The organism is Sphingobacterium sp. LRF_L2 (genome assembly GCF_965644235.1).
Lineage (GTDB): Bacteria > Bacteroidota > Bacteroidia > Sphingobacteriales > Sphingobacteriaceae > Sphingobacterium.
The window spans coordinates 452,849-479,052 of the sequence record NZ_CBFFRI010000001.1 but is presented as its reverse complement, the minus strand read 5'-3'; the positions used below and the strand labels follow the sequence as shown (position 1 = coordinate 479,052).

Here is a 26,204-nt window from a genome sequence, read left to right as displayed (position 1 = left end):
AGAAAGAAAAAATCATTTCGACAGACCCACCTTTTATCTTTCTTCGTCTATCAATCTTTTAGTTTTGTAGCTAAGGGATTGATACTCTCGCCTGTTTATATACCGTGTTTTATTGATATTTTAAAAGTTTTCTACTTATCATGTTATACGATAAAAACGCAACTGATACTGAAACCATAATTAAAATTTCTGCTGCCCAAATATTTATAAAGAAGGGCTATAGGGCAGCACGTCTTAGAGAAATTGCAGACAATTCAGGAATAGGTAGAACCGCTCTTCATTATTACTTTCGCAACAAAGAGACTCTGTTTGAAACACTGCTCAATGATTTTTTTTCTACGGTAAGCAGGAGATTAATGAAAATGAATGCAGATAATGATGACATTGTAGCAAAGCTTAAATACTTCGTTTCAGATTATATGGATACGGTCTCAAAAAATCCTGAGATAGATCTCTTTCTATTAGTCGAGTACCATAGAAACCCCGAAATATTTAATAAAATGAAGAATTCCATTCAAAAAAAGATGCCCGATGTATTTATCTCAATTTTCGAAAATGCCGTCGAAAAAGGAGTGCTAATAGGGGATCCGACTCAAATTTTCATCACACTACTATCAATTTGTATGTTTCCTTATGCGGGTATGGGAATGTTAAAAACATTAATGAACCTTAGTGATCGAAAATTCCAAAGGCTTATGACTGAACGTAAAATCTATCTCCATAACCTTGTCGAGTCTGTTTTCATAAAGTAAACATGCTACTTATAACTGTGGAGCTTTACAAAAAGGATATGTCTCTTGGATTAGTTTCGGTTTTCCATAAGAAGGCAGTCTGTAAAAAGTAATGTCTTGCATAATTGAGTGCAAAAAAGGGGGGCAACCGTTAATATTTACTCATATCGGATTGACTATTCCTGCGGTAAATATTTTACAATTTGATAAATATTTTCCTACGGTAGAGAATATATGTAAATAACCAGAGCAGAAATACAAGCGTCAGAACTAAATCTAGTGATGCATTTTTAAGAACGGAAAAGACAGTAACAAACGCGTTTTTGTAAGCATAATCCCAAATGTTAATTTGCTGTGTATAGCGATTTTTATCTTCAGAATAACCAACTTTAATTAACTCGAATATTTTGGGTAATAAATTGCTCAAGACGTAAATAAACTGGGGGGAGCTCTAAAATTTTTAAAAATACAAATGCTTTTCTGCCAAAATTTTGTAGCTCCATAAGATGGAAGAGTACTATCCTTAAAAGTTAGGCCTATATAGCGCTTGCAACACCTTTGTTATAGGTATCACAGGATATGGATTGTCTTTACACTAATAATGAACGAAACTAAGATACCACTGGCAGTTTTTTTGTTAATCTGGTCTATAGTTATCCATGCTATACTTTACTTTCAATTGGATAAAAAATATTTCACGGAATCTGATGAGTAAGATTGCAGATATAGAGCAAATTGCTATTGCGATATTTGTATTAATTAACTATAAATATCGCTGTTTAATATCCGGTGACGACATGAAACATATAAAGTGTCAGAAACCTTCAGCTGTTGTAATGCAAGTCTTAATCCAAAACTAACATTTTGTGAAATATAATATGCAGATCAACAATTTGTTTTTTGCTTTGAATCCAGTAAATTATGGCTTTTCTTCGCATAGTTTATTTGCTTTTCGAAACAATAGTGTCGTTAGTGTGTTTTTAAAAAGTGCGGCATTAGAATTTTGGAAATATGAACAGATCTTCGACAAGAAGGTTTACGAGTTGAATAGCATTTTCTTCGGGGGATAAAGCAAAAAAACAGAAGGCAATAAATAATTATACTATGGCGAAAAATGTGTCCGACCATTTGGTCGAAATGCTGAAACAGGTAGGTATTAAAAGGGTATATGCAATTACTGGTGATAGTTTGAACCCCGTAAATGATGCAATAAGAAGGGATGGAACTATAGAATGGATACACGTCCGCCATGAGGAAACTGCTGCGTATGCTGCATCTATGGATGCGGAACTCAATGGGATAGGTTGCTGTATGGGGAGTTCTGGTCCTGGTCACGTTCATTTAGTAAATGGGCTCTATGATGCAAATAGGTCTTCAAACCCTGTTATTGCAATTGCAAGTACCTGTGCTACGGATAAATTCGGTACAGATTATTTTCAGGAGACAAATCCAGAGAAATTGTTTTCCGATTGCAGTAAAGCGGTTTTTATGGCGACAACATCCAAGATGTTCGGAACGATGATACAACGCACTATTCAAACAGCGGTCAACGAAAAAGGTGTCGCTGTTTTGGGACTGCCGGGAGATGTCGCGTCGGCAGAATATGAAGAAGTGCTTTCTGGTTCAAAAGCTTTCTTAACGAAACCTATATACCGTCCTTCCGAAGAGGAACTGGCGGAATTCGCTCATATTATTAATTCAAATAAAAAAATTGCTTTTTATTGTGGGCATGGCTGTAAGGATGCTGTAAAAGAAATTGAACTTATTGCCGAAAAAATAAATGCTCCCATAGCCTATTCTTTCCGTGGAAAGATCTTTTTTGATAGCGTAGAAAGTCCGTTTGCGGTAGGTATGAATGGACTCTTGGGCAACAAATCGGGTTATGAAACTTGTAATGAGGCTGATGTTTTGATTCTTTGGGGTACTGATTTTCCGTATTCTGAATTTCTGCCCCAAAAAAATATAATTATACAGATTGACAGAAGCCCGCAGCGTATTGGTCGGAGGGCACATGTTGATTATGGCTATGCAGGAGATGTTCGAGAGACCGCAGTGGCACTGCTTCCGAAACTCGAAATAAAATCAGATAATGGGTTTCTGAAAAAGATGAAGGAACTATATGCGAAAGATGAGACGGCATTTCATGATTTTGGCGACAAGAAAGGTGCACATGGAAGAATAGAGCCAGAATATATCGCGACGTTGATCGATCATTATTCCTCTGATGATGCTATTTATACTGTAGACACAGGCATGACTTCTGTTTGGGCAGCTCGTTTTATCCGAGCAAAAGGTTTACGTTATCTTACAGGATCTTTCAACCATGGGTCAATGGCAAACGCTCTCCCAATGGCAATTGGTGCCGCTGCGGCAAAATCAGGAAGACAAGTGGTTGCCATGTGTGGCGATGGGGGGCTTTCTATGCTTCTTGGTGACCTAGCAGTAATTATGCAATACCAGTATCCCGTGAAAATTTTCGTTTTCAACAACCATAGTTTGGCGATGGTGAAATTGGAAATGGAAGTTGCAGGTTATGTAGATTGGCAGACGGATATGGTCAACCCACCTTTTGATAGAATTGCTGAGCTAATGAACATTAAAGGTGTTGAATTAAAAGACCCAAATCAGGCAGAAGCAGTAATTAGTCAGGCATTTGAACACGAAGGCCCTGTGCTGGTAAATATTTATACCAATCCCGATACGTTGGCTATGCCGCCACATATCACGTTTGAGCAGATGAAAGGATTTGCCACCTCATTAGTTAAAAAAGTAGGAATGGGAAGGTTTAGCGAGGTAAAAGAAGCAGTAAAAACTGGTATTGGGCATATCGGAGATATTTTGTAAGTGCACTGCTGTATTCATTAAATATATTTTCTTAGCTGGTTTTCCACTTGTTTCATGTATGTCTGGATTTGAAAACGTGTATATTTCATAATTTTACTTTCCTACTATATTTCCACAATTAAAGCAAGGCTAGAATTAGTAGCTTTGCAGCTTTCTAATATACAATCATTCCAAAAGAAGAACCACTGCACAGTGGAAATATACAGTTTAAATTTATGCATACCGACGATTTGACAATACAGGCAAAATCCTTCACTAATGTAAGAAAACTTCCCGAGGGCAATATCAAGATAGCGACATGGTTAGCGTTCCTATTGATACCATTATCGGGATTGATTACCGACATTTATATTCCTTCGATGCCGCATATGGCACATGATCTGCAACAGTCTGAAGCAGCAATACAGCTTACCCTGACGTTGTTTCTGATTAGTTATGGCGCTTCCCAGTTTATAGCGGGTGGACTTATTGATAGCTATGGACGATTCCGGTTGGTGTTGTTTTCATTAGCCGTTTTTGTATTAAGTAATCTGGTGATTGTATCCACAGGTCATATTGAAATGATCTATGCTATGCGGATTGTACAAGGAATTACGACCGGTTTCATTGTAACCGCCAAGCGTGCTTTTTTTGTTGATGTGTACGAGGGCGAAAAGCGTAAGCATTACTTGAGTATTATGTCTATCGTTTGGTCGTCAGCTCCGGTATTGGCACCATTCATCGGGGGCTACCTTGAGAAATATTTTAACTGGCAAGCGAATTTTTATGTGCTTGCAGGTTACGGGTTGGTTATGCTTATCCTGGAATGGATATTTTCGGGGGAAACTGTCAAAGTTTGGCGGAGTTTCAGTCCCAAGCACGTATTGAATGACTATAAATTGATGCTTAAGGACAAGGTATTTGTCGCAGGGATGTTAATCTGTGGACTTTCTTATGGTTCCACAATGATTTTTGGACTTTCTGGTTCGTTTATTATAGAGCATGGAATGGGCTTTTCTCCGGTGGTTGCGGGTTATGCCGCATTGCTTATGGGACTGGCTTGGATGAGTGGAGGATTTATTGGAAAAAGTTTACTTCACCTTTCTTTTCTGCCGAAACTACGAATCAGCAATTACCTACAGTTAGCATTTGTTGTCGCGATGATCGTAACTGGTTTCTGGCTCGATAATATTTTTTCTTTACTACTGTTTGCATTTTTGATACATGTCTGCGTAGGATTTATGTTCAATAATTACTTTGCCTTTTGTTTGGGACGTTTTCCTTCGATGGCAGGAATGGCAAGCGGTTTAGCAGGAGGCGTTAATTATATTATTACTTCTATAGCCAGTTATACTGCTGTCGGTTTCTTGAAACCTGATAATCAATCTTCGTTGGGCTATGCTTATTTAATCATTGGGGTATTGGCTTTTGTTGTGTTATGGCAACTTTCCCGGAAAAAAATGTTAGCAGCTTAGGAAGGCTATATGAAATCTTACTAAGCTGCTCTTGTTTATCTGAGGGGGATTTTTCCCCCTCTACGTGTTTCTTAATAAATTGTAGGTTAGAAATCATTAAGGACGTTAGGAAACTGATCTTTGAAAAAATCGCCCACTTTTTGTTCATCCGAGCTCTGTAGCTGAAAAGAAGCTTTGAACGTCTGTGGAGTGTCTACGGCTAAAGAACTCTCAAACCAAAGTACGTATGTTTTTCCTTTTTTTAGCTTTTCATTGGATTTTTGAACAACCCATGAAGAAAGAGCTGGATCCGTAGATTGTACGTAAGCCATTTTTCTGAAGTACCTTATTGCGCTGTCATCGATAGTTTTATCGGTGTCTGCGATGAAAAAGCTAGGTCTCAGTTTTGCAGGAGCTTGGAAGTACCAATACAGATAACCATCCTCTTTTGGCGTAAAGGCAAACCCTGAATAGAATAGACCGTTAAGTTGTAGCGGGTTTTTAAACAATGTATAGCTTTTGCTTTCTTTATTGGGCGTATTAGGTAAAGTCACGGTCGTAAAAGTACCTTGGATATTCATATTTTTAATCTTCTGATAAAGATTAACTTTGTTTTCTTTGATTATTTTTTCCTTTTCTTCAGCCTCTGTTTTTACATCTTTTAAAGATTGATCCATCGTGTTGAAAAGTACAGTTAATCTGTCTGCAATTTCTTTATTGGCATATTTTAAAGATACCAAAGTGCTGGATACGCTCTCTTTATCTTCTTCGTTGGTGATTGTCGCTTTATTTCCTGGCTCCGTAAAAACATACGCATCGTTTTTTAAAACATAACTAAGTTTAGGGCCGAGCTTAAATTGAATGACATGTTCTTCTCCTTCCTCGTCACTCGCTAATATAGTAATGTCACCTTCTAAGGTCATTTCAAATTTTTCATAGATTCCATGTTCGGTTGCTCCATACCGCAGTAGAATTTCTTGTATCTCCAATAAGGTTTCTTCCGCTCTGCTCATGGCGGTTTGGGAAAATAGTAAAGAAGGAGCTAGCGTACAAGTAAAGCATAGTATGAGCGCTTTTAAGTATTTCATAATGGACAGTTTTTTGTAAAGAACGTTATTCTGGTCAACTAAATAAATACCTCATTTGGGGTATTTTTAGGAACTCTTTTAAAAGTAATAGCTCGCGCTCCTGCAACCATTTTTTATCCTTTTGCCATTTGTAGTTAAGCTTGTGGAGGACGACTGGAACTATATATAAGTATAATAGTCTATTAATTTGGTAGTCTATTGATTATGTTATATATTTGTTGACCTAATCCTTCGAAACATCGTAAAGAGTGTTTGGATAGGACTATCCAACATTAACAACGTAAAAGAAAATAACAATCAATGTCAACTAAAAAATCAACCTTTAACATGCGTGTAAACTACTATCGGAATTAACATTCATTGCTTATAAATAGCAAAAGGGAAGCGTTTGCTTCCCTCTAGATCGAATAATAACGAAACAAGTCATCAATTGGCGTTGCGAGCTTGTTTTTTTCACTATTAAACATCCAAAAATATGAAAAAAATTGGAGTACGGAGATACTCTTACCTTTTATTCTTGTCGCTGATTTTGTCGCAGCTAACATATGGGCAGGAAACACAACCTATTATCAACGCATCTCTTATCGGAACTGTTATTGATGCGCAAACTCGAGAACCTATAGAAGGGGTAACGGTTCAATTAGAATCTGTTACGCACCTTGTAAAAACAGATCGGCAGGGCAAATTTCAATTTATAACCGGGCAAAAATTGCCTTTTAAAGTGCGTGTTTCTTTTATAGGTTATATCGCTCAATCACTGGTGATAGCTTCTTCACCAGCAGTGATCGAATTAAGAGCGCAGTCGCTGGATTTGGAAGAGGTGGTTATCACCGGGGTTTCGGCAGGTACTGCGCAAAAGAAATTGTCATTTGCTTTAACGAAGATCAACGAACAGCAAATTAACACCGTGCCTGCTGTCGATGCATCACAAACTTTGCGTGCTAAAGTGGCTGGTATTCAAATCAACCAAGCAGGAGGAAATCAGGAGTCTACGATCTATCTTCGTGGGGCGAAGTCTGTATATGGGAATATAGCACCCTTATTGGTTGTTGATGGCTTTGTAACGGGATTGGGCTTGTCCGATTTAAATCCGCAGGATATCCAATCAATAGAAGTGGTGAAAGGAGCTGCAGCTTCTGCACTCTACGGAACACGTGGTGAAGGTGGTGTGATACAGGTCATAACAAAAAAGGGGAATGGCAGATTAAATATTGTCGTGGATAACGAGATAGGAAGCAGTAGCATCCAACGTGAAATTGAAACGACGCCATATCATTTCTATCAGGTAAATGACGATGGATCTTTTGTTTTTAATGGTAATAATCGCATTATCGATTATAAGGACAATGGTTTTTCGGTAAATCTCAATAGTTACCAAAATAGCTATAACAATTTAAGAAGCTTATTTAAGACCAACCAATACGTTAACAATTTTGTCTCGTTGGGTACATCAACAGATAAGTTTAGGTTGTATGGCTCATTCCAGAATCAGCATAAAGGAAGCTTGATCACACCCTTGAAAGAAGCTGACACACGACAGGCTTTTTCACTAAATTTGGGTTACCGTCCTATCGAAAACATCGAAACGGAGGTGATTTTCCAATATTTTAACAATTCGAGACCTTCACAATCGATCGCCGTACCGTCTTCTTTTACAGGAGGTTCTTATAATAACACGCTTCTATATCCAGTACTTACTTATGAACCATATATCGATCTTGCGGAAAAGGATGATCTTGGAAATTACTTAGTTAGCCCTACCGGGACATCCTACAGCGTGAATAAGGATGTGCCTAACCCTTTCTATGTATTGAGTAAACGTGAGTATGCAAACAAGGCTTCTAACTTGCTGATAGGTGGTAGAGTAAATTATAAACTGACAGACAAAATCAAGGCAGAGGTTTATGGTGCATTGCAAAAGGAACAAGGGCGAGTGGAAGATTATTATCCTGTGGGGTTCCAAACACCGACCGCTAATTTAACCCTAAACAACGGTTACTATGGCTTGAACGAATTGACATCGACAGCAAAAAATGGCCAACTACAAATCACCTATGAGGACAAGTTTGGCGATTTTGAATTTGCAACGGCTCTAAAAGGGGTATATGAGGAAACTTTGCTCGAGGGCATCGAAGCTTCCGGATATACTTTAACAGCACCCGTTAAAAGTTTAAATGTGTCGGCAGTTGAAACCAGGTCTATAAATTCGCCTTGGGAGCGAACAGTCAATTATGGCTATTTTCTGAATTTTAGATCAGGTTGGAGGGACAAGGTTTTTCTTGATGTACTTGGGCGGTTGGATCAGAGTTCAAGGTTCGGCGATGATGAAGCGACTGCTTTTTTTCCAAGAGTATCTGCTGCATATCGCGTAACAAAGGATATAAATTTAGGTCCAGTTAATGAATTGAAACTACGCGTCGCCTATGGCCAAGCAGGATCTTTACCTCCTTTTGGAGCGAAAGATAGTCAGGTACAGATTTCAAGTTCCGGTGGAATAAGTTATGTTCAAAATGAAAATACAGCGTTAAAGCGTGCTGTAACAGAGGAGATAGAATATGGTTTCGATGCGGTACTGTTCAACAGTATTAATATTCAGTCGAACTATGCTATTGCTAATAGTAAAAATGACTTCATTCAAGCGCCAGCTTTCACGCCTACCACTGGATCGGCAAGTATTTATAGCAATTTAGGTTCCGTACGATCTACATCTTTTGAGCTTGAAGTCAATGGCAATGTTGTTGTGCGTAATAGGTTTAGTTGGAACACAGGTATAACGTTTAGTAAAGTAAGAAGTAAAATTACTTCTTTAGGAGGGGTGCCAGAGTTTACCGCTACTGGAGGATTCCGTAAGGCTGTAGGACATAATCCTTTGGAGTTTTTCGGTCCATATTATCTGACTTCCTTAGATCAGCTTGAGCTGATAGACGGTATTGCTGTCAATGCGGGGGATGGGACGTTGACTTTGGATGATTATATCGTCAATGCGGCAGGTTATGTTGTGGAGAAAGACAAACTAGGGACAGCTGCTGAATTACCCGTCGCCTATTATAACGAAAATACAGGTAATCAAACGTACCAAGGTAGTGCACAATCCGATTTTAACCTAGGCTTTAGCAATACCGTTACTTTTGGGCGATTTTCACTTTATGGCGTTTTAGACTGGCAAAAAGGAGGATATAAGAGAAATCGAACACAGCAGCTGATTACTTACCGATACCGTTCCACGGTTACGGAAGATTTGTTGCGCCATGGATTGCCTTTAGCTTTTGTTGATGCTGTTTACGGCGGCGAGCAGTATTTATGGATCGAAGAAGCTGGTTATCTTTCGCTGCGCGAATTATCGGTTTCATATGCTCTTCCTGTACAGCGATTGTTTCCAAACGCAAAAGTTGTCCGTCAAGCAAAAATCGCTTTGACGGGACGGAACCTTTATACTTGGACGACATACAATGGCGTGTCACCAGAGGGACTCTATGACAGCTTTGATTATCCAAATTATAAAGTTATCAGTGGAAGGTTGACCGTCACATTTTAGTTTATGCAGTTGAAATATATTATGAAAATAATCACACTCTATATATCCACGATCCTGCTATTAAGCGGTTGTGCAAAAATCGATTTTGAAAATCCGGCAACACTTACTAATCAACAGGCTGTAGACCGTATCCCGGATCTAGGCTATAAATTGACAACCAGCAGTATTCAAAATGCTTTTAGTGCAACGACGGGTAACAACGTGCTTGCAATTTATGCAGATCAGATCACGACTACTTCCAATGCTGGAGGTGTGCGTTATTTTGCTGAAGAGCCTAGGTTAGAGATTGTTAATAATGCTGCACATCGTATGCATACGCCATTGCTGGCAATATATACTAGTTTTTATCAGGCAAATTTAGATGCCACACTGGCATTGGATATCGTTGAAAATCAAGGGAAAATCATATACGATGTGACGGGAGCAGATCGCTCTAATGACTCAAGAATTGTTGCACATTTTGCTAAAGGCTTGGCGCAGGGATATCTTGGGGCGGTTTATGATAGAGGATTGATTGTAGACGATTTACTGGCTACCTCGGATTTTCCAGACTCTTACGAAGCCTTGATCCGTAATGGACTTAAACATATTGATCTGGCCATTCAATTGGTGAATCAGGAATCGAATTTTAAGTTCGACTTTATACCAGGCGTCTCATTGGATAAGACTGGCTTTATCAGACTGGCAAATTCTCTTGCTGCACGTATTCTCGCTTCTATCCCGCGTGATAACGCGGAGGCGGAAGCGTTAGGAGCTGATCATTGGCAGAAAGTGCTGAATTATGCAAACGCAGGCATCGATGCTGATTTTATCGTCACATTTGCCACGGGTGGATACTACAATACGTTATTGAGTTCCGCTTTAGCACGTACCTCGGGTATTGCTGGAGCGAGTTGGGTGGATATAAAGCTATCCTATCTTGCGGATAAGTCGCCTAATCCTTTGAATGCACATCCTTATCCTACAATACCTCCACCAATTGAATCTGATGATGATCGCTTCGATCAATATTTTGCATATTCTGCGAGCCTAGGATCAGGGCAATATCCTGAAAGAGCACCCGTCACAGCTTCTAATTATTACAGAAAGAGATGGTACAACACACAGAATAGTTTGAATCGCGTTGGAGCTCTAAATCCTTATTTTTTGTATGAAGAGATTCGATTGCTTAGAGCAGAAGCATTTTTAGGACTCGGTGACTTACAGGCTGCTGCGAATATTCTCAACGAGCCTACTGGTGCACGGAAGGCTAAAGGTAAATTGCAGGATAATGTTGCTACAAGTAAGTCGGATATTATTGCCGCAATCCATTATGAATATGCTATTGAGATTGATTTAGCTGGAGGAACTCTTGTGCCATTCACATTTATGCGGAGAAATGATTTACTGATAGGAGGCACGCCTACAGAACTTCCTCTTCCGCAGTCTCAACTGGAGTTGATACAAAAATCCGTCTATTCCTTTGGTGGAATAGCACGTGTTGGAGAGCTCGGCGAATTTGGGGAAGTGAATACTGCTAAAAATCAGGGTTGGAAATTATCGGAATAATAACGTATCAAATTAAAAAATGCCATGTCAGCAATCGACTTAAACATACAACAACCATGGAAACGCTATGAAAGAGTAGTCTTTCGTGCTTTCTTCTTATTTACTCTTATTGTAACCATTCCTGTCAACTGGGTACAATTTTTTAAATCAGCGACTACGTTAGGTGTATATAACCGTTACTATTTGGGTGCATTCTTATCTAGAGGTGGCGACGAACGTGATTTTTTGCCCTTTATCTACCTATTTATAGGGCTTTTTATTGTTAGTTATTTGTGGGAATTGTTAGACAGGAAATATAAACAATACAATAAATTATTCTATTGGACCTGGGTGCTTGCGCGTTTTAAAGTTGCCGACGTGATGTTCTGGTTTGGGATAGAGAAAATTTTTCCGATTCAGATGCCTTTTCCGACAGAAAGTTATCTGAATACAAATTTAGGAGATATTCACCCGTGGAAACTCTATTGGCTAACGACAGGTGCCGCGCCGCATTTTGAAATCTTTTGTGGCACTTTTGAAGTGCTGGCAGCCTTCCTTTTAATTTTTCGACGCACAGCGACTCTGGGTGCTCTAGCAATGTTATCCATCACAGTTCCTATTCTGTTTGTCAATGTGTTTTACGATGCAGGTGTGCAAAAACCCTCATTTACTTTATTGTTGCTCCTTGCTGTAGTGATTAGTTATGATTATAAAGCGTTGTGGAACTTCTTTGTACTTCGAAAGACAGGTGTGCTCCGTAAAGCACCTGATTTATTTAAACGAAGATGGCAAAAGCTCGCAAAGTGGGGAGGCTTCGCATTGTTCATCACGAGTGCAGTTTTGCTAAGAGGGATTGGTATGTATGATTGGTACGCTAAAGGAGAATCGGATAAATTACCGAAGGAAAAGGGAGTTGCCGCTTGGGCGGGATACTACCAAGTTCCATCGTTTATACTAGGCAATGATAGTTTAGAGTATTCCTATTTGGACACGCTGCGTTGGCAGAATGTTGTCTTTGAAAATTGGAATACGTTGAGTGTTAAAACGGCTAGGCCGGTTTTGCTAAAAAAAGGTCGTCAAGGAGAGAGGTCGTTGAAAGAAACATTGGGCGTGGCCGGAAGACATTATTACTATTACAAAGCAGATACCATTGCGAAAACACTTGTCCTGAAATACAAAGCAGACACAACGGAACAATATCATTTTAGCTACGATGATCGGTTGAAAGATCGATGGTTACTATCTGGCATAAATCAAAACGGAGATTCCGTGAAAGTAGAACTGAAGAAGGTAAACAAAGAATACCCTTTGGTTGATGGAAGATCCAAAGACAAGCTGTATTATCCTTATTAATTTATCACTAAAAATTATACGAATGAAAACAATTAAAATGACGACGGTTATCGCATTATTGTTGATCACTGTAACAAATGTAATGGCGCAGACTACAGATTTAACAATACGTGCGCGAGCAAAGGATGCGAAATTTATTGGAACTAAACACGCGAAAGCTTACGGCGAGGTAATTGTACACGTGTATGATGCAGTTACAGGTAAATTACTGGCCGAGGGTGTAACAGAAGGTGATTCTGGGGATACGAAGCTGTTGTTGGAAAAGCCTATAAATCGCTATGATCGACTAACAGCAGATTCTACGGCAAAGTTTGTGGCAAAATTAAATATTAATGAACCGACTTTAGTTACAATTACTGCACAAGCACCTTCCAACAAAAAAAAGCAAAAAGTATCGCATGAAAAAGGCTTTAAATATGAAACAAAAGACGCTATAATAGCTTCAACGCAGACTTGGGTGATTCCCGGTAGGCATATCACAGGTGAAGGGTTGTTGCTGGAAATACCGGGCCTAATTGTGGACATTGAAAATCCTGCTGAAAAAGGGGCTTTGAAACTGTCGGCTATAAAAGATGGTCAATTAATAGTAAAAAACCACCTGGCGTTACAATGTGGTTGTGTGATAACGCCTGGGGGGATTTGGGATGCGAATACGATCGAAGTGAGAGGCCTGTTGAAATATGAAGGCATAAAACAAGAAGATATTCTATTTAAATATGATTCACCGAGTACATTTACTGGGATATTTTCCAAAGTACTTAAAAAAGGCAGATATACGTTGCAAGTATATGCTTTCGATCGTGTCACCAATAATACGGGTGCTGAAACAATCACATTTACCGTAGAATAAGGAATAGGTAAAATCGTGTAGATCGGCGTTAAATCGCTGACGGCGAGTTTATATAAATATGTAGCTGATTAAAGATTAATTTAATTAAACAAAAAATAATAGTCATGAAAAAAATGGTATTAATTCCTGCACTAGCCTTACTGCTAGTGAGTTCTTGTGTAAATAATCCGAATGGTGAAAAAGCAGATACCAAAGATTCGGTTGCTGTTGGTAATGTGACCGATGGTGTTTCTTTCGTTGTAGATACGGCCCAATCGGAGCTGGTTTGGACTGGAGCAAAGGTTACGGGGCAACACACGGGGACGATTGATATTAAAGATGGATTTTTGCTGCTAAAGGATAGTTTAATCCTTGGTGGAACGTTTAATATTGATTTGACGACGATTCATACGACGGATTTAGAAGGGGAGGCAAAAAATAAGTTGGATGCTCATTTAAAGGGCAGCGATTTTTTTGACGTCGAAAAATATCCAACAGCAAACTTTCAGATTACGGCAGTGGAAAAAGGAAAGCTACATCAAGCTTTTAAGATATCGGGTAATTTGACGATCAAAGGGATCACGAAGAATATTACTTTCGAAGCACATGTTGTTGAAAATACAGGCCATGTAATTAAACTAGGTGCAGATTTTAATATTGTTCGAGGAGATTGGGGGATTAACTACGAGGGTAAGGCAGACGATCTTATTGCAAAAGAAATTAATTTTAAAATAGCACTATCTGCTATTCATACACCCAATTAAACAATAGTTTTGTTTTATCTTCTAAGAGTTGCTCCAAAAGGTCAACTTTTAGAAGATAGAACTAAAATGTGATCAGCTAGCGATGTTGTTGATCAATGCAATTCGTCAAATAAACCTGATTAGATTTGATAAATGAAATCGATTATTGGTATGTTGGACGAGATGGAAAAAGAAGAAATAATCAACAGATTAGAACGGGCAGGATGCCGAATTAGTTTGAAACGTCTACAGATTCTAGATGAAATTATCGCGGAGGGAAAGGTTGTGAATATAGAGCAATTTTGGCTAAAATTGAGAAGTAAAACGCCTATCTCTTGGGCAACTGTGCATAGTTTTCTGCACCAACTCTATTTGCACAAAATTCTAGAAAAAGATAATTCTGTCGGCAGAAATCTTGTGTATCGTATTAAAGAGTACTAAGTAGTTTCATAGCTCAGTAAATATCTTTCTGATGCTGTTTTTGTTAAAAGATATATGTTATTTTATATTTGTGTTATGAAATATGTTCAAAAGAGAAAAATAGTAATACTTGCACTTTTTTGTATTAGCTGGTTTATTTATCAAGATTATCCATGTGTATTTGCTGGGGCAGATTTTAATAGTAGCTGGTATGCTACTGTTGCTTTTTTTATTGCTGTACAATTCGTTTCAACCAATCATTAAGTTTTTCAGAAGCAGATAAGGAAAAAAGGAAATGATTAAATAGTCCTTTTAATTTTTTACCAAAGAAACATCATCTATATAACAGTAGGCCTGTGCTTTTCCTTCTGCTAAGAAACCCAATTCGACATTCCCATTTTTTATTTCTACGTTTTCGATTTTAATCGTCGTCCAGTTTTTGTTTATATTTTTAACTTTTTTATAATAATATTTTCCTTGACTTGAGGCATACATCTCCAGTTTCGAAAAACCGGCACTATTTTTCAATGTGGCGGTAAGCGTATAGCGTCCATCTTCTAGTGCTACGGTTGCGGTTGCGTTGATTTCTTGCTTAACTTGACGTTTAAAGTCTATGTTGTCGGTAATTTGGAGGCTTTTTTCGCCTGTTACGATTTTGCGATCGGCAGTACTGTTGAAATAGTTTAGCACAGGCGAAAGTGAATCTGTAACAGAAATAGGATGTCCTTTTATTACCGAGGTCGTCCAGCCCAACAACTGTTCTTGAACGGGTTTTACTTTGCTTGGGATATGGCGACGATCAGCTTCAAAACTTCCATTTTTTACGTAATTATTGTCCTTTCCTACTTTCCATTTGGCTGTTTGAACGTCCAACAACCAAGAACTTAATGGATTAAACTGGGGTACATCACCTTCGAACGAAAGTGGACACCATTGATTATAACCCAATCCATTACCGGCAAATTCTGCCCAGCGGTCACCGCAGAAGATTACAGTTTCTTGTTCGGTACCTCGTAGCGTAACGAAAAATCCTGTTTGTGTGACATGAGCATAGTCTTTTTCAGATCCTTGCATCACTCGCATGTCATTTGTGGGTAAGTAGGGGCCTCTTATGTTATCGGAAACAAGGTAATACGCGAAAGATGAATCCCAGCCATAGAGGTTCGATGCATTCATGTAATATTTTCCTTGGTATTTGAACATGCAGTTGCCTTCTCGTCCTTCACCTCTGAAAATTTCTGTGCAATCGAGTAGTCCTACTTTTCCGTCTTTAATGCCTATTTCGGAAATATAAATTTTGTTTCGTCCCTTTCCGTAAGAATAGACTAAGTAGGATATGCCGGTGTCTTCATCTGTAAATACAGTTTGGTCTCCGGTATTTGTCGTTCCGATTATAGGCTCCATATTGATCAGCTGGTGCCACTTGAATTCACCCGTCGGTGAATCGGACAATGCTACTAATACTTGAGCCTGATGTTGGACAAATAAAGCATATTTAGCTATTTCCGGAATGAATGCCACACCTAGCCGACCTACCCATGGATTTTTTACTTCCTTGTTGGTTTCCTCTTTACGAAGGACGTTGTTTTCAAAAGTCCAATTTACCAGGTCTGTAGAACTGTAGCAAGTTACTGCGGCAAAGGTAGCATGCTCATAAGTGATAGAGGGATCTTTTCGATAGGCCTCTGCTTCCTGATAACGGACTCCATACCAATAATATTTTGGTTGCCCCGTTTTGGGATCTTTGAACCGAAAAATACCCCCGCCTTGACTGTAAATTGCTACACCTTCTTTGGTATTCCAAAAGCTGTTGTTTTTTATAGTATGATATGCTTTGTGTTTCTCATGGATTTGACTTGTCCCGAAAAAGGGGAGAAGAATTAAAAATAGGCTTATCGTCTTGATGATCGATGCTGTATTCATAAAAAAGAATCTAGTAAGTAGGTTTACCTGTTACAATATTAATTTAATTTCGAAAAGATCGCAACCCGTGCTAACCTGTTTTTTCTACGACATATGTTGAAATAGACTTTTTAAATGCATGATTAAAAAGGGAAGCATTTAAGTGTTAACACTGTAAAAAAAACTTTTTCATTCACTATATTCGGGTCTAATTTTGCAGACCAATAGTTCTGTAGAATTCTTAGGAATAAAATAGCAACAATGAAGCGACAGACGTTAGACAGCGCCCTGACAGATAATGATATTAAAAAATATACGCGTGCCTTTTGGATTTTTCTTTTGGGAGGCATTAGTTTCTTTCTTTTATTTCTTTTTAGTGTACGCTTGGGATTATTTGGTCCGCTGCCAACATTTGAGCAACTGGAAAATCCGAAAAGCAACTTGGCATCGGAAATTCTTGCCGATGATTTGCGTGTGCTAGGAACGTATTATCAACATAATAGGTCAAATGTAAAGTATAGCGAACTATCGCCTTACCTAATCCAAGCCTTGATTTCTACCGAAGATCGTCGTTTTTACGATCATTCTGGAATAGATTATTCGAGGAATGTTACAGCAATCCTGTATACTTTGGTAGGCAACAAACAGGGGGGAAGTACCATTACGCAACAGTTGGCACTAAATCTTTTTGCTGAACGCAGAGAACGTAACAGCATTAAGCGTATGATGCAAAAGGTTCAAGAATGGATAACTGCTGTGCGTCTAGAACGAAGTTATACGAAGGAGGAAATTATTACGATGTATTTCAATACCGTAGATTTCGGATACATGAATACCTATGGCATTAAATCAGCCGCGCGCATATTTTTCGATACGACCCCCGATAAAGTTACACCTGAGCAGGCTGCTATGCTGGTCGGACTGTTGAAAGGTACTTATACATATTCACCCGTCAAGTTTCCGGAGCGTGCACTGCGCAGAAGAAATCAGGTGCTGATCAACATGGAAAAAATGGAGTTTCTCAACGCTGATCAATTGGAGGAAGCGAAGCAAAAACCTTTAGGACTCAAACTGCGCGTATTATCTAACGCTTATGGATTGGCCGCCTATTTTAGGGCTGAATTGAAGAAGTTGGTTCAGAAGGAGTTTGCGCGACTAGCGATTAAGAAGCCCGACGGTAGCAATTATGACCTAGATAGGGATGGCCTTAAGATTTATACACCGATAAATTACACCCTGCAACAGTATGCAGAAGAAGCGCAAAAGGAGTGGATGACCAAATTGCAACGGGATTTTGACCGTCAATATAAAAATAGAGATCCGTTTAGAGGTGCAAATGCTAGACTGTTAAAGGATGCGATGTATGCTTCTGAACATTATGAAGAACTTAAGGCGGAAGGACTTTCTGAAGGAGAAATCGAAAAGGAATTTAATAACAAGGTCCGTATGACTTTTTTTAGCTACAATGGGATGGTAGATACCGTAGCCTCGCCTATGGATTCTATACGTTATTATAAGTTGTTTTTGATGAATGCTTTGATGTCGATGGAACCACAAACTGGACATATTAAGGCCTGGGTAGGTGGTGTTGATTTTGAACATTTCAAGTATGATCATGTGAGAGCTGCAAAAAGACAAGTGGGATCTACGGCTAAACCTTTCACGTATGCCGTGGCGATCGATAATGGTTATTCGCCCTGTTTTTTGATTCCTAATCATATGCAAACATACGGCGACTGGACGCCACGGGGTACAGCCCAAGGTGGCGATCCTATATCCTTGAAAGATGCACTTAAATATTCTCAGAATTTTGCTACGGCATACCTCATAAACGAAGTGCAGGCGACAAATGTAGTAGCATTGACGAAGAAAATGGGAATAACGACAGACGTTCCTGCATACCCTTCTATTGCGTTAGGAGCCTATGAGGCCTCCGTATTTGATATGGTTGGAGCCTATTCAACCTTCGTGAATCATGGTACATGGGTGGAGCCGACCATGATTTTACGTGTGGAGGATAAAAATGGTATGCCACTCTATGAAAAATCGCCCGAAGTCGTAAAAGCCCTGAATGCTGAAAGTTCCTATATTATGGTGGACATGTTGAAAGGTGTAGTCGATGGTGGGACTGCGTCCCGGTTGAGGCAGGCTGAATATGGGGGATTAACAAATCCTATCGGTGGAAAGACAGGAACGACGAATGATAATGCCGACGCTTGGTTCATTGGCATCACTCCGGAATTGGTTACGGGGGTGTGGACCGGAGCCGAGGATCGACGTATCCGTTTCCATAGCACAGCCTCTGGACAAGGCGCGTCAGCTGCTTTGCCTATTTTTGGTCTTTTTATGAAACGGATATATAATGATCCTCATTTAAAGTATACGCAAGGTGATTTTCCTTTGCCGCCTGGAGGGTTAACCAAAGAAATCGACTGTACTAAATATGAAAAGTTCAATGGAGATTCTACTGATATTTTGAAGTATAACGAAGAACGGCTTAGTTTCTAGTCTTATGAAGCATACTCTAACGAGCGCCTACGCGTAGAAAAAATAGCGCCTTCTTCCGTTTTATAGAAAGAAGGCGCTATTTTTTCATCAACGCTAAAAAGGAATTGTTGCGCTATATATTATTGTTTTTCAAAGATCAACAAATCTTCGTCCGCTTCGCCGTAGTCATCAGCAACTTCTATGCGGGTTGCTGTATAACTGATGATGTCCCAATCGTCATTCAGTGATTGTAGATTTGCTGCTGTGGAAAAGAAAATATTGAGGTCTAGATCGACTGTTCTATCGTCATCTGCAGTAACTGACCAGCTACCTGTGTATGTTGTTTCTCCAACTATAGCAAGTAAGCTGTTTTCTGTATTAAACTGAAAACTAAATCCATCAAAGCGCGTGGTTAGATCTATGCCGTCTTTTTTGTAGCGTGTAATAGTCCAGTTGCCGTCACGCATTAGCGCACTTACTTTTGCCGTCTCTTCGTTCTGTATGTTGTCGTTATCATCTTTGTCACAACCTACGATCCATAGGGCGACTGCGACGAAAAATAAAGTGAAAATGTTCTGATTTTTCATGTCTCAAATATATTAAAATAAATAACCTACACTAATTCGAAAGTTTGAGTTGTATGCATTGTCTTCCCAAGTTGCTTTCTGCTTGTTGACACGTATAACACCTTGGTCGTAAGAAGCACCGAGCAAGAAATTGCCCAATCCTGCTTGTATTCCAGCGGTACCACCGAAATCAAAGCGTTTTGCAAAGTCTCCGAAGTAATCTTGTTGCTGGCTGATATCTGTTCCTAGAACTTGTCCTGATGCTTTAATCTTACCTGATAATCCATACGCACCATAAACACCTATGGAAGGATACAGTTTTACCTTGCCCGGTAGCTGGATTGCGTAAAAAACACTTAATGGTAATTGAAGGTAGGATGCTTTGGCCTTCACGCTGTAATTTTCGTCGTAGTCTCTTTCTTTTTCACGACCACCCAACTGCGTGAAGAATAATCCAGTTTCCAATCCCCATTTGTTGTTGAGGTAGATTTGCGAGAAAAGTCCTGCATAGGCTCCAAATTGATTTTCCAACTGGGCGTCTTCTGTAGGATTTAACATATATTCGTACTCACCCAATGAAGATAGATTTACACCACCCTTAATGCCGAATTTTACTTCTTGTGCCTGTAGATAAAGGCCAGCAACGATAAGTGCCAATGTCATTAAAATTTTATTCATTTCTTTCTATTTTGTTTTATGACTGTATAACCCCTAGTTTTAGAATAACCCTACCTTTTTTTTATTTTTTTTTCTTGGTAGGGTTTTGTTATAATCAACGGTTATATCTTTATTTGAATCATAAAAGCAGATATAGAAAAGTGGATAATTGCTCATTAGATAATATGTCTATCTGTAAAAAGGAGGTTTTTGCAGATTTCTTTCACAAGCAGGTAAAAGCCTTGCGAAACTTTTTGTTTTATCGTTTTGGGGATGACGATCAGGCAAACGATGTAGCGCAAGAGGCGTTTGTCGCATTATGGCAGAATTGCGGTCGTGTTTCTTATGATGGAGCCCGCTCCTATATTTATAAAGTGGCTTATAATAAAGCCTTGAAAAAGAAAGCGCATGAAAAGGTTGTGCTTACGTATCAACAATCGGCAAATCATAAAAACGAAAACCACGAATCTCCCGAATTTTTGTTAGAAGAAAAGCAATTTAAGGAAAGACTTCTGACTGCCATTGCTAATCTGAATGAAACACAGCGAGTGGCCTTTCTGATGCATAGAATAGATAAAATGAAATACAGCGAAATTGCTGAACATTTGGGGATTACAGTAAAAGCTGTAGAAAAAAGAATACATCTTGCCATGAAGGCACTTAAAAACGAATTGCGGTAAAAAGAGAAACAATACAATGGAAAAAGATAATTTACTGGCAAAACTTTTAGATGATGGGCTGTCTGAAAGAGAAAAAGAGAAATTGAGCGCAGACCCAGATTACGAGCTTTATCAAAAGATCAAATCGTATACAGGAAAACTGTCGGTGCCCGAAATAACGGATCATGGGCAGATGTTGCAACATATTCTGGAGAACAAGAAGGTTGTCCAGAAGAATAAAACGATCTATTTTGCTACGCGATGGCTGGCTGCTGCTATTGTTTTGTTTGCACTAGTTGGAGGTTGGTATTTCTGGAATCAGGGCCAGGTATTGCTGACGACAGCAGGTACGACAATGGAGTTTGAACTTCCAGACGCTTCAGAAGTGCTCTTGAATAATCATTCAACTATTCGTTACAATAAAGCGATTTGGTCATGGCAACGAAATGTACATTTACAGGGCACTGCTTACTTTAGTGTTGAAAAGGGTAAGGTGTTTACCGTAGTAACTAATCTTGGAGAAGTTAGCGTGTTAGGTACACGGTTTGATGTTAGCGCGAAGCAAGGTAAACTGGTCGTAAACTGTTACCACGGTAAGGTGGCGGTTGAACATGGCGACAAACAGAAAATTATCGCTGAAGGTCAATCTCTTTCTATCGAAGGGGATAACTGGGCTAGTGATACCTTGTTTGTAAAAGAACCTCTATGGCAGAAAAAGCAGATGGCGTTTCAATCAAAGCGCTTAGCAGATATTGTTGAAGAGATGCAACGTGCCTATAGCCTTGAAATAGATTTGAACGTAACCACGTTCGTTGAAGGAAAGACGTTCAGCGGAGCTTTGCCTATCGATGATCTGCAGGTTGCGATCGATATACTTGAAAAAGCATTTTCTGTTAAATGGATAAAATCTGCTGAAACGCATTATCAAATCCTTTCTCGATAGTTTATACATGAGGGGAGTTGCTTTCTTTTTTTTCTTACTTTTTTTTTTCGCTAATACTGGATTTGGACAAACCAACTTGAAACGATTGGTTGATGTTCTGCCAGTTCTAGAAAAAAACTATAAGTTATCTTTTAGTTTCCTTGATAAAGAAGTAAAGGATGTCTTAATAGATGTCCCTGCGCTGACGCAGAGCAAAGAAGTGCTTCTGAAGGAGCTGACGCGTCAGACGGGACTTGTATTTACTTTACTGACCGACTCTTATGTTGTAATACATAAGCAGACGAATCCAATGCTGGTCTTCTGTGGTTTTATTAAGGATGCGGAAAGTAATCGCCCGGTCGCACATGCTTCTGTATATAGTGCAAATGGCGAGTCAACGTATGCGGATGAAAGTGGTTATTTTTCGCTGACCGTACCTCGAGGCAATACTTGTGTGATTTCCCACGTGGGCTATAAACAACAGGCTGTAATAGCGACAGCTGAGTCTCAAAGCGGATGTATGTCATTGTTTTTGGAAAGAAAGGTGACGAGAATGGAAGAAATCGCAGTCAACCATTTTCTAACAAAAGGATTGCATATCAAGACGGATAGAAGCTACCATATGAATCCTAAACAGACAGGACTCCTTCCTGGTTTGACTGATCCAGATGTGCTTCAGACACTTCAGCAACTACCGGGAATTGTAAGTATCGATCAATCTGTATCCAATATCAGTGTACGTGCGGGATCTCATGATCAAAATTTATTTGTTTGGAATGGTGTCCGACTATTTCAAACGGGGCATTTTTTTGGATTGATATCTGCTTTTAACCCGAATCTACCCCATGCAGTCACGATTTACAAAAATGGTACACCTGCATCTTATGGCGAATCGGTATCCGGTACTATTTTGATTGACAGTCGTCCCGATAGTTTGCAGCAGAAGGAGCGATCCTCTATAGGACTTAGTTTGATTAATGCGGACTTTAATACATCGTTCCGTACATCGCCGAAAACATACTGGCAGTTTAGTGGAAGGCGATCCATTACCGATGTCTTTCGGTCCCCAGTTTATAAGAAATACCATGAACGGGTTTTTCAGAATACCAAAGTGACTAATTTTTTCGCCGATCAAAGTTTAGATTACACAAGTACAGAAGATTTTAGATTCCACGATTTCACAGCGCAGTTGAAGCAGTATTTAGACAATGGGTCTGCATTATCGGTCAACGCTATTGTTATCGCGAATAATCTGGAAGTCACACAGCGGAGCAATCAAGACTCCACTGCAGAAACGAGCCAATTGGCACAAAACTCAATAGCTGCGAATCTAATTTATGACAAAAAATGGGACGACAGACAGCAAAGCAAAATCCAGGCATCGTTATCGCATTATAAACTCTCTTCGGAAGATTTTAATATCGATGATGATAATGTATCTCTTCAGCAGAATGTAGTGATGGATAAAGGGCTTGTCGTAAATCATGAAATGAAATTGTCTGATGTTGTGGATCTGTCGATAGATTATCAGATGCAAGATATTGCTGTCAAGAATGATAACGAAAGAACTTCACTGTTAAGTCAGTCTCTCGCCGTACAATTTAACGGTCGATATGATCGGTTTTATTTTTCTACAGGTATAAGAAATCATCATTTTATTTCCTATAGAAAGTTCAGACCTGAACCGCGATTGGTTGTTTCTTACCATTGGAGAGAACCTTGGACAATCACCTTTGCAGGAGAGCTTAAAAGCCAAACGGCTTTCCAGGAAATTGAGCGGCAACAGGATTTTTTTGGAATAGAAACCAGGCGTTGGAAATTAGCAAATGAGCAAGACGTTCCTTTCTTAAAGAGTAGTCAGGCCGCACTCGAAATACAGTTTAAAAAGGGAGGATGGTTGATTACGACTGAATCTTTTATAAAGAATGTGCGTGATATCCATAGCGGAAGTCAAGGTTTTCAAAACCAGTTTTCAAATTCGAACGTTATCGGAGATTATACGGTTAGAGGAGTAGAATTTCAGCTCCAAAAACAACGAGGACCTTTCACAGCTTGGATTAACTTTCATATCAATAAGAGTGAGTATTATTTTGAAAGCTTAAATCCAAAAGCTTTTCGAAATAATTATGAGACGCCCTACGCCTTGCGTTGGGGGCTTATTTACAATGGTGAACGTTGGGAAGCTGCTTTAGGTGGTATTTGGACTGCAGGACGCTATTATACGCAGCCAAGTACAAGGATTCCCGCTATCGCCGAAGATGGTTCGCTATTTATTAACTACGATGAACCAAACAAGAGCCAGCTCGAAGGCAACTTTCAACTCAATATTTCCTGCAGTCGATCGATTTATGTAAAGAAAAGGTTTCGGCTAAAATCAGGCTTTGCGGTTCAGAATATATTTAATACATCTACGGTAATTAATAGAAATTATAGGATAAATAGCAACAATGAAATGATTGAGGAGATTGATAATTATAGCTTAGCCCGCACGGCGAACATCTTTGTTCGAGCATATTTTTAGGGAATAGCGTATGTGAGAAACAGGATCAGTTAAATAAGGTAAATTGATTTTAAAAATGATAATTTTTCTATTTTTAATTTATACTTCTATTAAACAATAAAGTTTTTTGCTTACAATTTGTTAACAGGATTGTAACATTTGTCTTTGTTTTCTTTGAACTAAAGTTCTGTTTTTGTACTTTAGCTGTAGCCATCGGCAACTGAACATGGATACCGAATCAACTGACAACTTATTATTCCAACATTTCAAAGAGGGCAATGATCAGGCATTTGTCCAGCTTTATAATAAATACATAGAGGCATTGATGGGCTATGCGGCAACGAAATTGGAATCGTTGGATGAAGCGCATGATCTGATTCATGATTTATTTGTTTACATATGGGAGAAGCGGGAAGAAATTAATATCAAGCAATCTGTCGGTGCTTATCTCTTTTGGTTGCTTAATAGGCGTGTTATTAACCATTATCGCAAAAATAGCTACAGATCTAGCTATGCAGCGCAGTTGAAACGGATGGAGGAACAATATTTCTTGGCACCCGACAGCTTTGTAGAGGCTAAAGAAGTGCAGTCCATGATTGATGGTGCTGTTAAGTCTATGTCTGCTAAAGTCCGCGAAATTTACCTCTTGAGTCGTGAAGATCACTTAACCAATGCCCAAATTGCACAAAAACTTAATATTTCTGAACAAACGGTGAAGAATCAGTTAAGTACAGCGATGTCTATTATTCGGAAAATGGTAAAACATGCTGCAATATTTGTTATTTCCTTTCCTTTTTATCTCCCATTTAAATAATTTTTACTTTTTTCTTGCTGAAAATTGGTTCAAGCTATTTTATAAATTACTGATTTTCTATAATCTATATTTTTTTTAAAAAAGTTATAGTACTTTTTTTGTACTTGTGTGTCTTTAGGGTATAACGACCAGTGAAGATATATGAGTTTAACTGAATTTGAACAATTATTACAGCGCTATTACGAAGGAACCTGTACCGAAAAAGAAAAGGAATGGGTTGAAAAATGGTTGAAGAATGTCAACCTAAATCGTGAAGATACCTGGGCACATTTTACAGCAGAAGAGCGAAAGATACATGTAGACAATCTCTATGATCGGATTGCGGATACCATTCAAGATATCACGCCTGTGAAGACGCTTAAGCCACGAACTACAAAATGGAGACGTATGTGGTTTGGTGCTGCAGCTAGTGTGCTGCTACTTTCTCTTGGTTATATTATTTCTCAGCGTTTAAAGACAGATGTTGTGAAAGTGGAGCCAAATCAATGGGTTGTTTTAAAAACAGAACCCGGAAAACGTAAGAAAGTAACGCTAACTGACGGAACGATGGTGTGGTTACAAGGTGGTAGTAGTTTATCGTATCCAGCGTTATTTGACGGAGAAAAGCGTACGGTGAAAATTGAAGGTGAGGGGTATTTTGAAGTTTTTCCCAATAAGGATAAGCCTTTCGTTGTTCAATCGGGAACATTGGAAGCTGAAGTGCTCGGTACCTCATTTAATGTTAAGGCATTCGAACAGCTTTCTGAAAAAGTTATTTCGTTGGTCGAAGGGCGTTTGGCTGTTCGGGCTGTCGATACAGCTGGGCTGATAAAGGCAGAAGTTGTTTTGGCTGCAGGTGAAGTTGCTCTGTTTGATATAGCTGATAATACCGTTCAGAAAAGTGATTTACCTGTGTTCGATTCAGCAGATGATTTTAAGGTTGGTAGTTTACAGTTTGACAATACAACACTGGATAAAGCTCTTTTTCAGCTTGGTAACGCTTACGGGATAGACATATCATTTGATCCTGAAAAGGCACGTAAACATAAAATTACAGCAACATTTTCTATTGGAGAATCGGTCGATGTGGTTCTAAAAAGTATTGCACGTTCTACAGGTACTCGTTTTGTAAGAAAAGGTGAACATGCTGTTGAATTTAAACTCTAAAAAGTAATGGATAACTCAATGAACTCCCAACAGTCCTGGAAGTTGCAG

20 protein-coding genes are annotated in these 26,204 nt (G+C 39.0%); 15 read left to right on the top strand and 5 right to left on the bottom strand.

The genetic code is table 11. From position 1 onward, the window contains the following. Positions 1-140: 140 nt before the first annotated feature. The 4 genes from ACSZOX_RS01960 to ACSZOX_RS01945 all read left to right on the top strand — a co-directional run bounded on the left by ACSZOX_RS01960 (position 141) and on the right by ACSZOX_RS01945 (position 5,029). Positions 141-752, top strand: a complete 612-nt coding sequence (locus ACSZOX_RS01960; protein WP_437918063.1) for a TetR/AcrR family transcriptional regulator — start codon at positions 141-143, stop codon at positions 750-752. Between the two features lie 845 nt (positions 753-1,597). Continuing rightward, positions 1,598-1,801 carry a hypothetical protein gene (locus tag ACSZOX_RS01955; protein ID WP_437918062.1) on the top strand — a complete coding sequence of 68 codons (204 nt, stop codon included), beginning with the start codon at positions 1,598-1,600 and terminating at the stop codon, positions 1,799-1,801. A gap of 34 nt (positions 1,802-1,835) precedes the next feature. Further along, positions 1,836-3,575: a thiamine pyrophosphate-dependent enzyme gene (locus ACSZOX_RS01950; protein WP_437918061.1), complete on the top strand. Its 1,740-nt coding sequence runs from the start codon at positions 1,836-1,838 to the stop codon at positions 3,573-3,575. A 215-nt stretch (positions 3,576-3,790) separates the two neighbouring features. Continuing rightward, positions 3,791-5,029 (top strand): MFS transporter, encoded by a 1,239-nt coding sequence (locus ACSZOX_RS01945; protein WP_437918060.1) that lies wholly within the window; start codon positions 3,791-3,793, stop codon positions 5,027-5,029. A gap of 86 nt (positions 5,030-5,115) precedes the next feature. On the opposite strand, the gene ACSZOX_RS01940 is transcribed toward ACSZOX_RS01945, so the two are convergent. Beyond that, entirely contained in the window at positions 5,116-6,096 is a 981-nt protein-coding gene (locus ACSZOX_RS01940) for a hypothetical protein (RefSeq protein ID WP_437918059.1), read from the bottom strand. A 475-nt stretch (positions 6,097-6,571) separates the two neighbouring features. Between ACSZOX_RS01940 and ACSZOX_RS01935 the strand changes: the two genes are divergently transcribed. Together ACSZOX_RS01935 and ACSZOX_RS01930 are read left to right on the top strand one after the other, a co-directional pair. Beyond that, complete coding sequence (locus ACSZOX_RS01935; RefSeq protein ID WP_437918058.1) at positions 6,572-9,631, top strand: SusC/RagA family TonB-linked outer membrane protein; 3,060 nt, start codon at positions 6,572-6,574, stop codon at positions 9,629-9,631. Between the two features lie 21 nt (positions 9,632-9,652). Then, positions 9,653-11,179, top strand: coding sequence for a hypothetical protein (locus ACSZOX_RS01930; protein ID WP_437918057.1), 1,527 nt, complete (start codon positions 9,653-9,655; stop codon positions 11,177-11,179). 1,183 nt (positions 11,180-12,362) lie between these two features. Here the strand turns inward: ACSZOX_RS01930 and ACSZOX_RS01925 are convergent. Continuing rightward, positions 12,363-12,512, bottom strand: coding sequence for a cyclic lactone autoinducer peptide (locus ACSZOX_RS01925; protein ID WP_437918293.1), 150 nt, complete (start codon positions 12,510-12,512; stop codon positions 12,363-12,365). 21 nt (positions 12,513-12,533) lie between these two features. Between ACSZOX_RS01925 and ACSZOX_RS01920 the strand changes: the two genes are divergently transcribed. The 3 genes from ACSZOX_RS01920 (at position 12,534) to ACSZOX_RS01910 (ending at position 14,524) form a co-directional block, all read left to right on the top strand. Continuing rightward, a complete protein-coding gene (locus tag ACSZOX_RS01920) occupies positions 12,534-13,361 on the top strand; it encodes a hypothetical protein (protein WP_437918056.1) in 828 nt (275 codons plus the stop codon). A gap of 104 nt (positions 13,362-13,465) precedes the next feature. After that, positions 13,466-14,104 (top strand): YceI family protein, encoded by a 639-nt coding sequence (locus tag ACSZOX_RS01915; RefSeq protein ID WP_437918055.1) that lies wholly within the window; start codon positions 13,466-13,468, stop codon positions 14,102-14,104. Between the two features lie 132 nt (positions 14,105-14,236). Beyond that, positions 14,237-14,524: a hypothetical protein gene (locus ACSZOX_RS01910; RefSeq protein WP_437918054.1), complete on the top strand. Its 288-nt coding sequence runs from the start codon at positions 14,237-14,239 to the stop codon at positions 14,522-14,524. A gap of 291 nt (positions 14,525-14,815) precedes the next feature. Here the strand turns inward: ACSZOX_RS01910 and ACSZOX_RS01905 are convergent, their stop codons facing one another. Beyond that, complete coding sequence (locus ACSZOX_RS01905) at positions 14,816-16,426, bottom strand: family 43 glycosylhydrolase (protein WP_437918053.1); 1,611 nt, start codon at positions 16,424-16,426, stop codon at positions 14,816-14,818. Positions 16,427-16,666: 240 nt separating this feature from the next. Here ACSZOX_RS01905 and ACSZOX_RS01900 point away from each other — a divergent pair, with 240 nt between their 5' ends. Further along, on the top strand, positions 16,667-18,913 hold the full coding sequence (locus tag ACSZOX_RS01900; RefSeq protein WP_437918052.1) for a transglycosylase domain-containing protein: 2,247 nt from the start codon (positions 16,667-16,669) through the stop codon (positions 18,911-18,913). Between the two features lie 119 nt (positions 18,914-19,032). Here ACSZOX_RS01900 and ACSZOX_RS01895 read toward each other — a convergent pair whose 3' ends face one another. Then, positions 19,033-19,479: a hypothetical protein gene (locus ACSZOX_RS01895; protein WP_437918051.1), complete on the bottom strand. Its 447-nt coding sequence runs from the start codon at positions 19,477-19,479 to the stop codon at positions 19,033-19,035. A 12-nt stretch (positions 19,480-19,491) separates the two neighbouring features. Next, positions 19,492-20,136: a porin family protein gene (locus tag ACSZOX_RS01890; protein WP_437918050.1), complete on the bottom strand. Its 645-nt coding sequence runs from the start codon at positions 20,134-20,136 to the stop codon at positions 19,492-19,494. A gap of 164 nt (positions 20,137-20,300) precedes the next feature. Here ACSZOX_RS01890 and ACSZOX_RS01885 point away from each other — a divergent pair, with 164 nt between their 5' ends. The 5 genes from ACSZOX_RS01885 to ACSZOX_RS01865 all read left to right on the top strand — a co-directional run bounded on the left by ACSZOX_RS01885 (position 20,301) and on the right by ACSZOX_RS01865 (position 26,156). After that, positions 20,301-20,795, top strand: coding sequence for an RNA polymerase sigma factor (locus tag ACSZOX_RS01885; RefSeq protein ID WP_437918049.1), 495 nt, complete (start codon positions 20,301-20,303; stop codon positions 20,793-20,795). Between the two features lie 16 nt (positions 20,796-20,811). Next, a complete protein-coding gene (locus ACSZOX_RS01880; RefSeq protein ID WP_437918048.1) occupies positions 20,812-21,717 on the top strand; it encodes a FecR family protein in 906 nt (301 codons plus the stop codon). Positions 21,718-21,724: 7 nt separating this feature from the next. Beyond that, a complete protein-coding gene (locus tag ACSZOX_RS01875) occupies positions 21,725-24,217 on the top strand; it encodes a TonB-dependent receptor (RefSeq protein WP_437918047.1) in 2,493 nt (830 codons plus the stop codon). 205 nt (positions 24,218-24,422) lie between these two features. After that, a complete protein-coding gene (locus ACSZOX_RS01870; protein WP_437918046.1) occupies positions 24,423-25,010 on the top strand; it encodes an RNA polymerase sigma factor in 588 nt (195 codons plus the stop codon). A 141-nt stretch (positions 25,011-25,151) separates the two neighbouring features. Further along, positions 25,152-26,156 (top strand): FecR family protein, encoded by a 1,005-nt coding sequence (locus ACSZOX_RS01865; RefSeq protein ID WP_437918045.1) that lies wholly within the window; start codon positions 25,152-25,154, stop codon positions 26,154-26,156. Positions 26,157-26,204 lie beyond the last annotated feature (48 nt).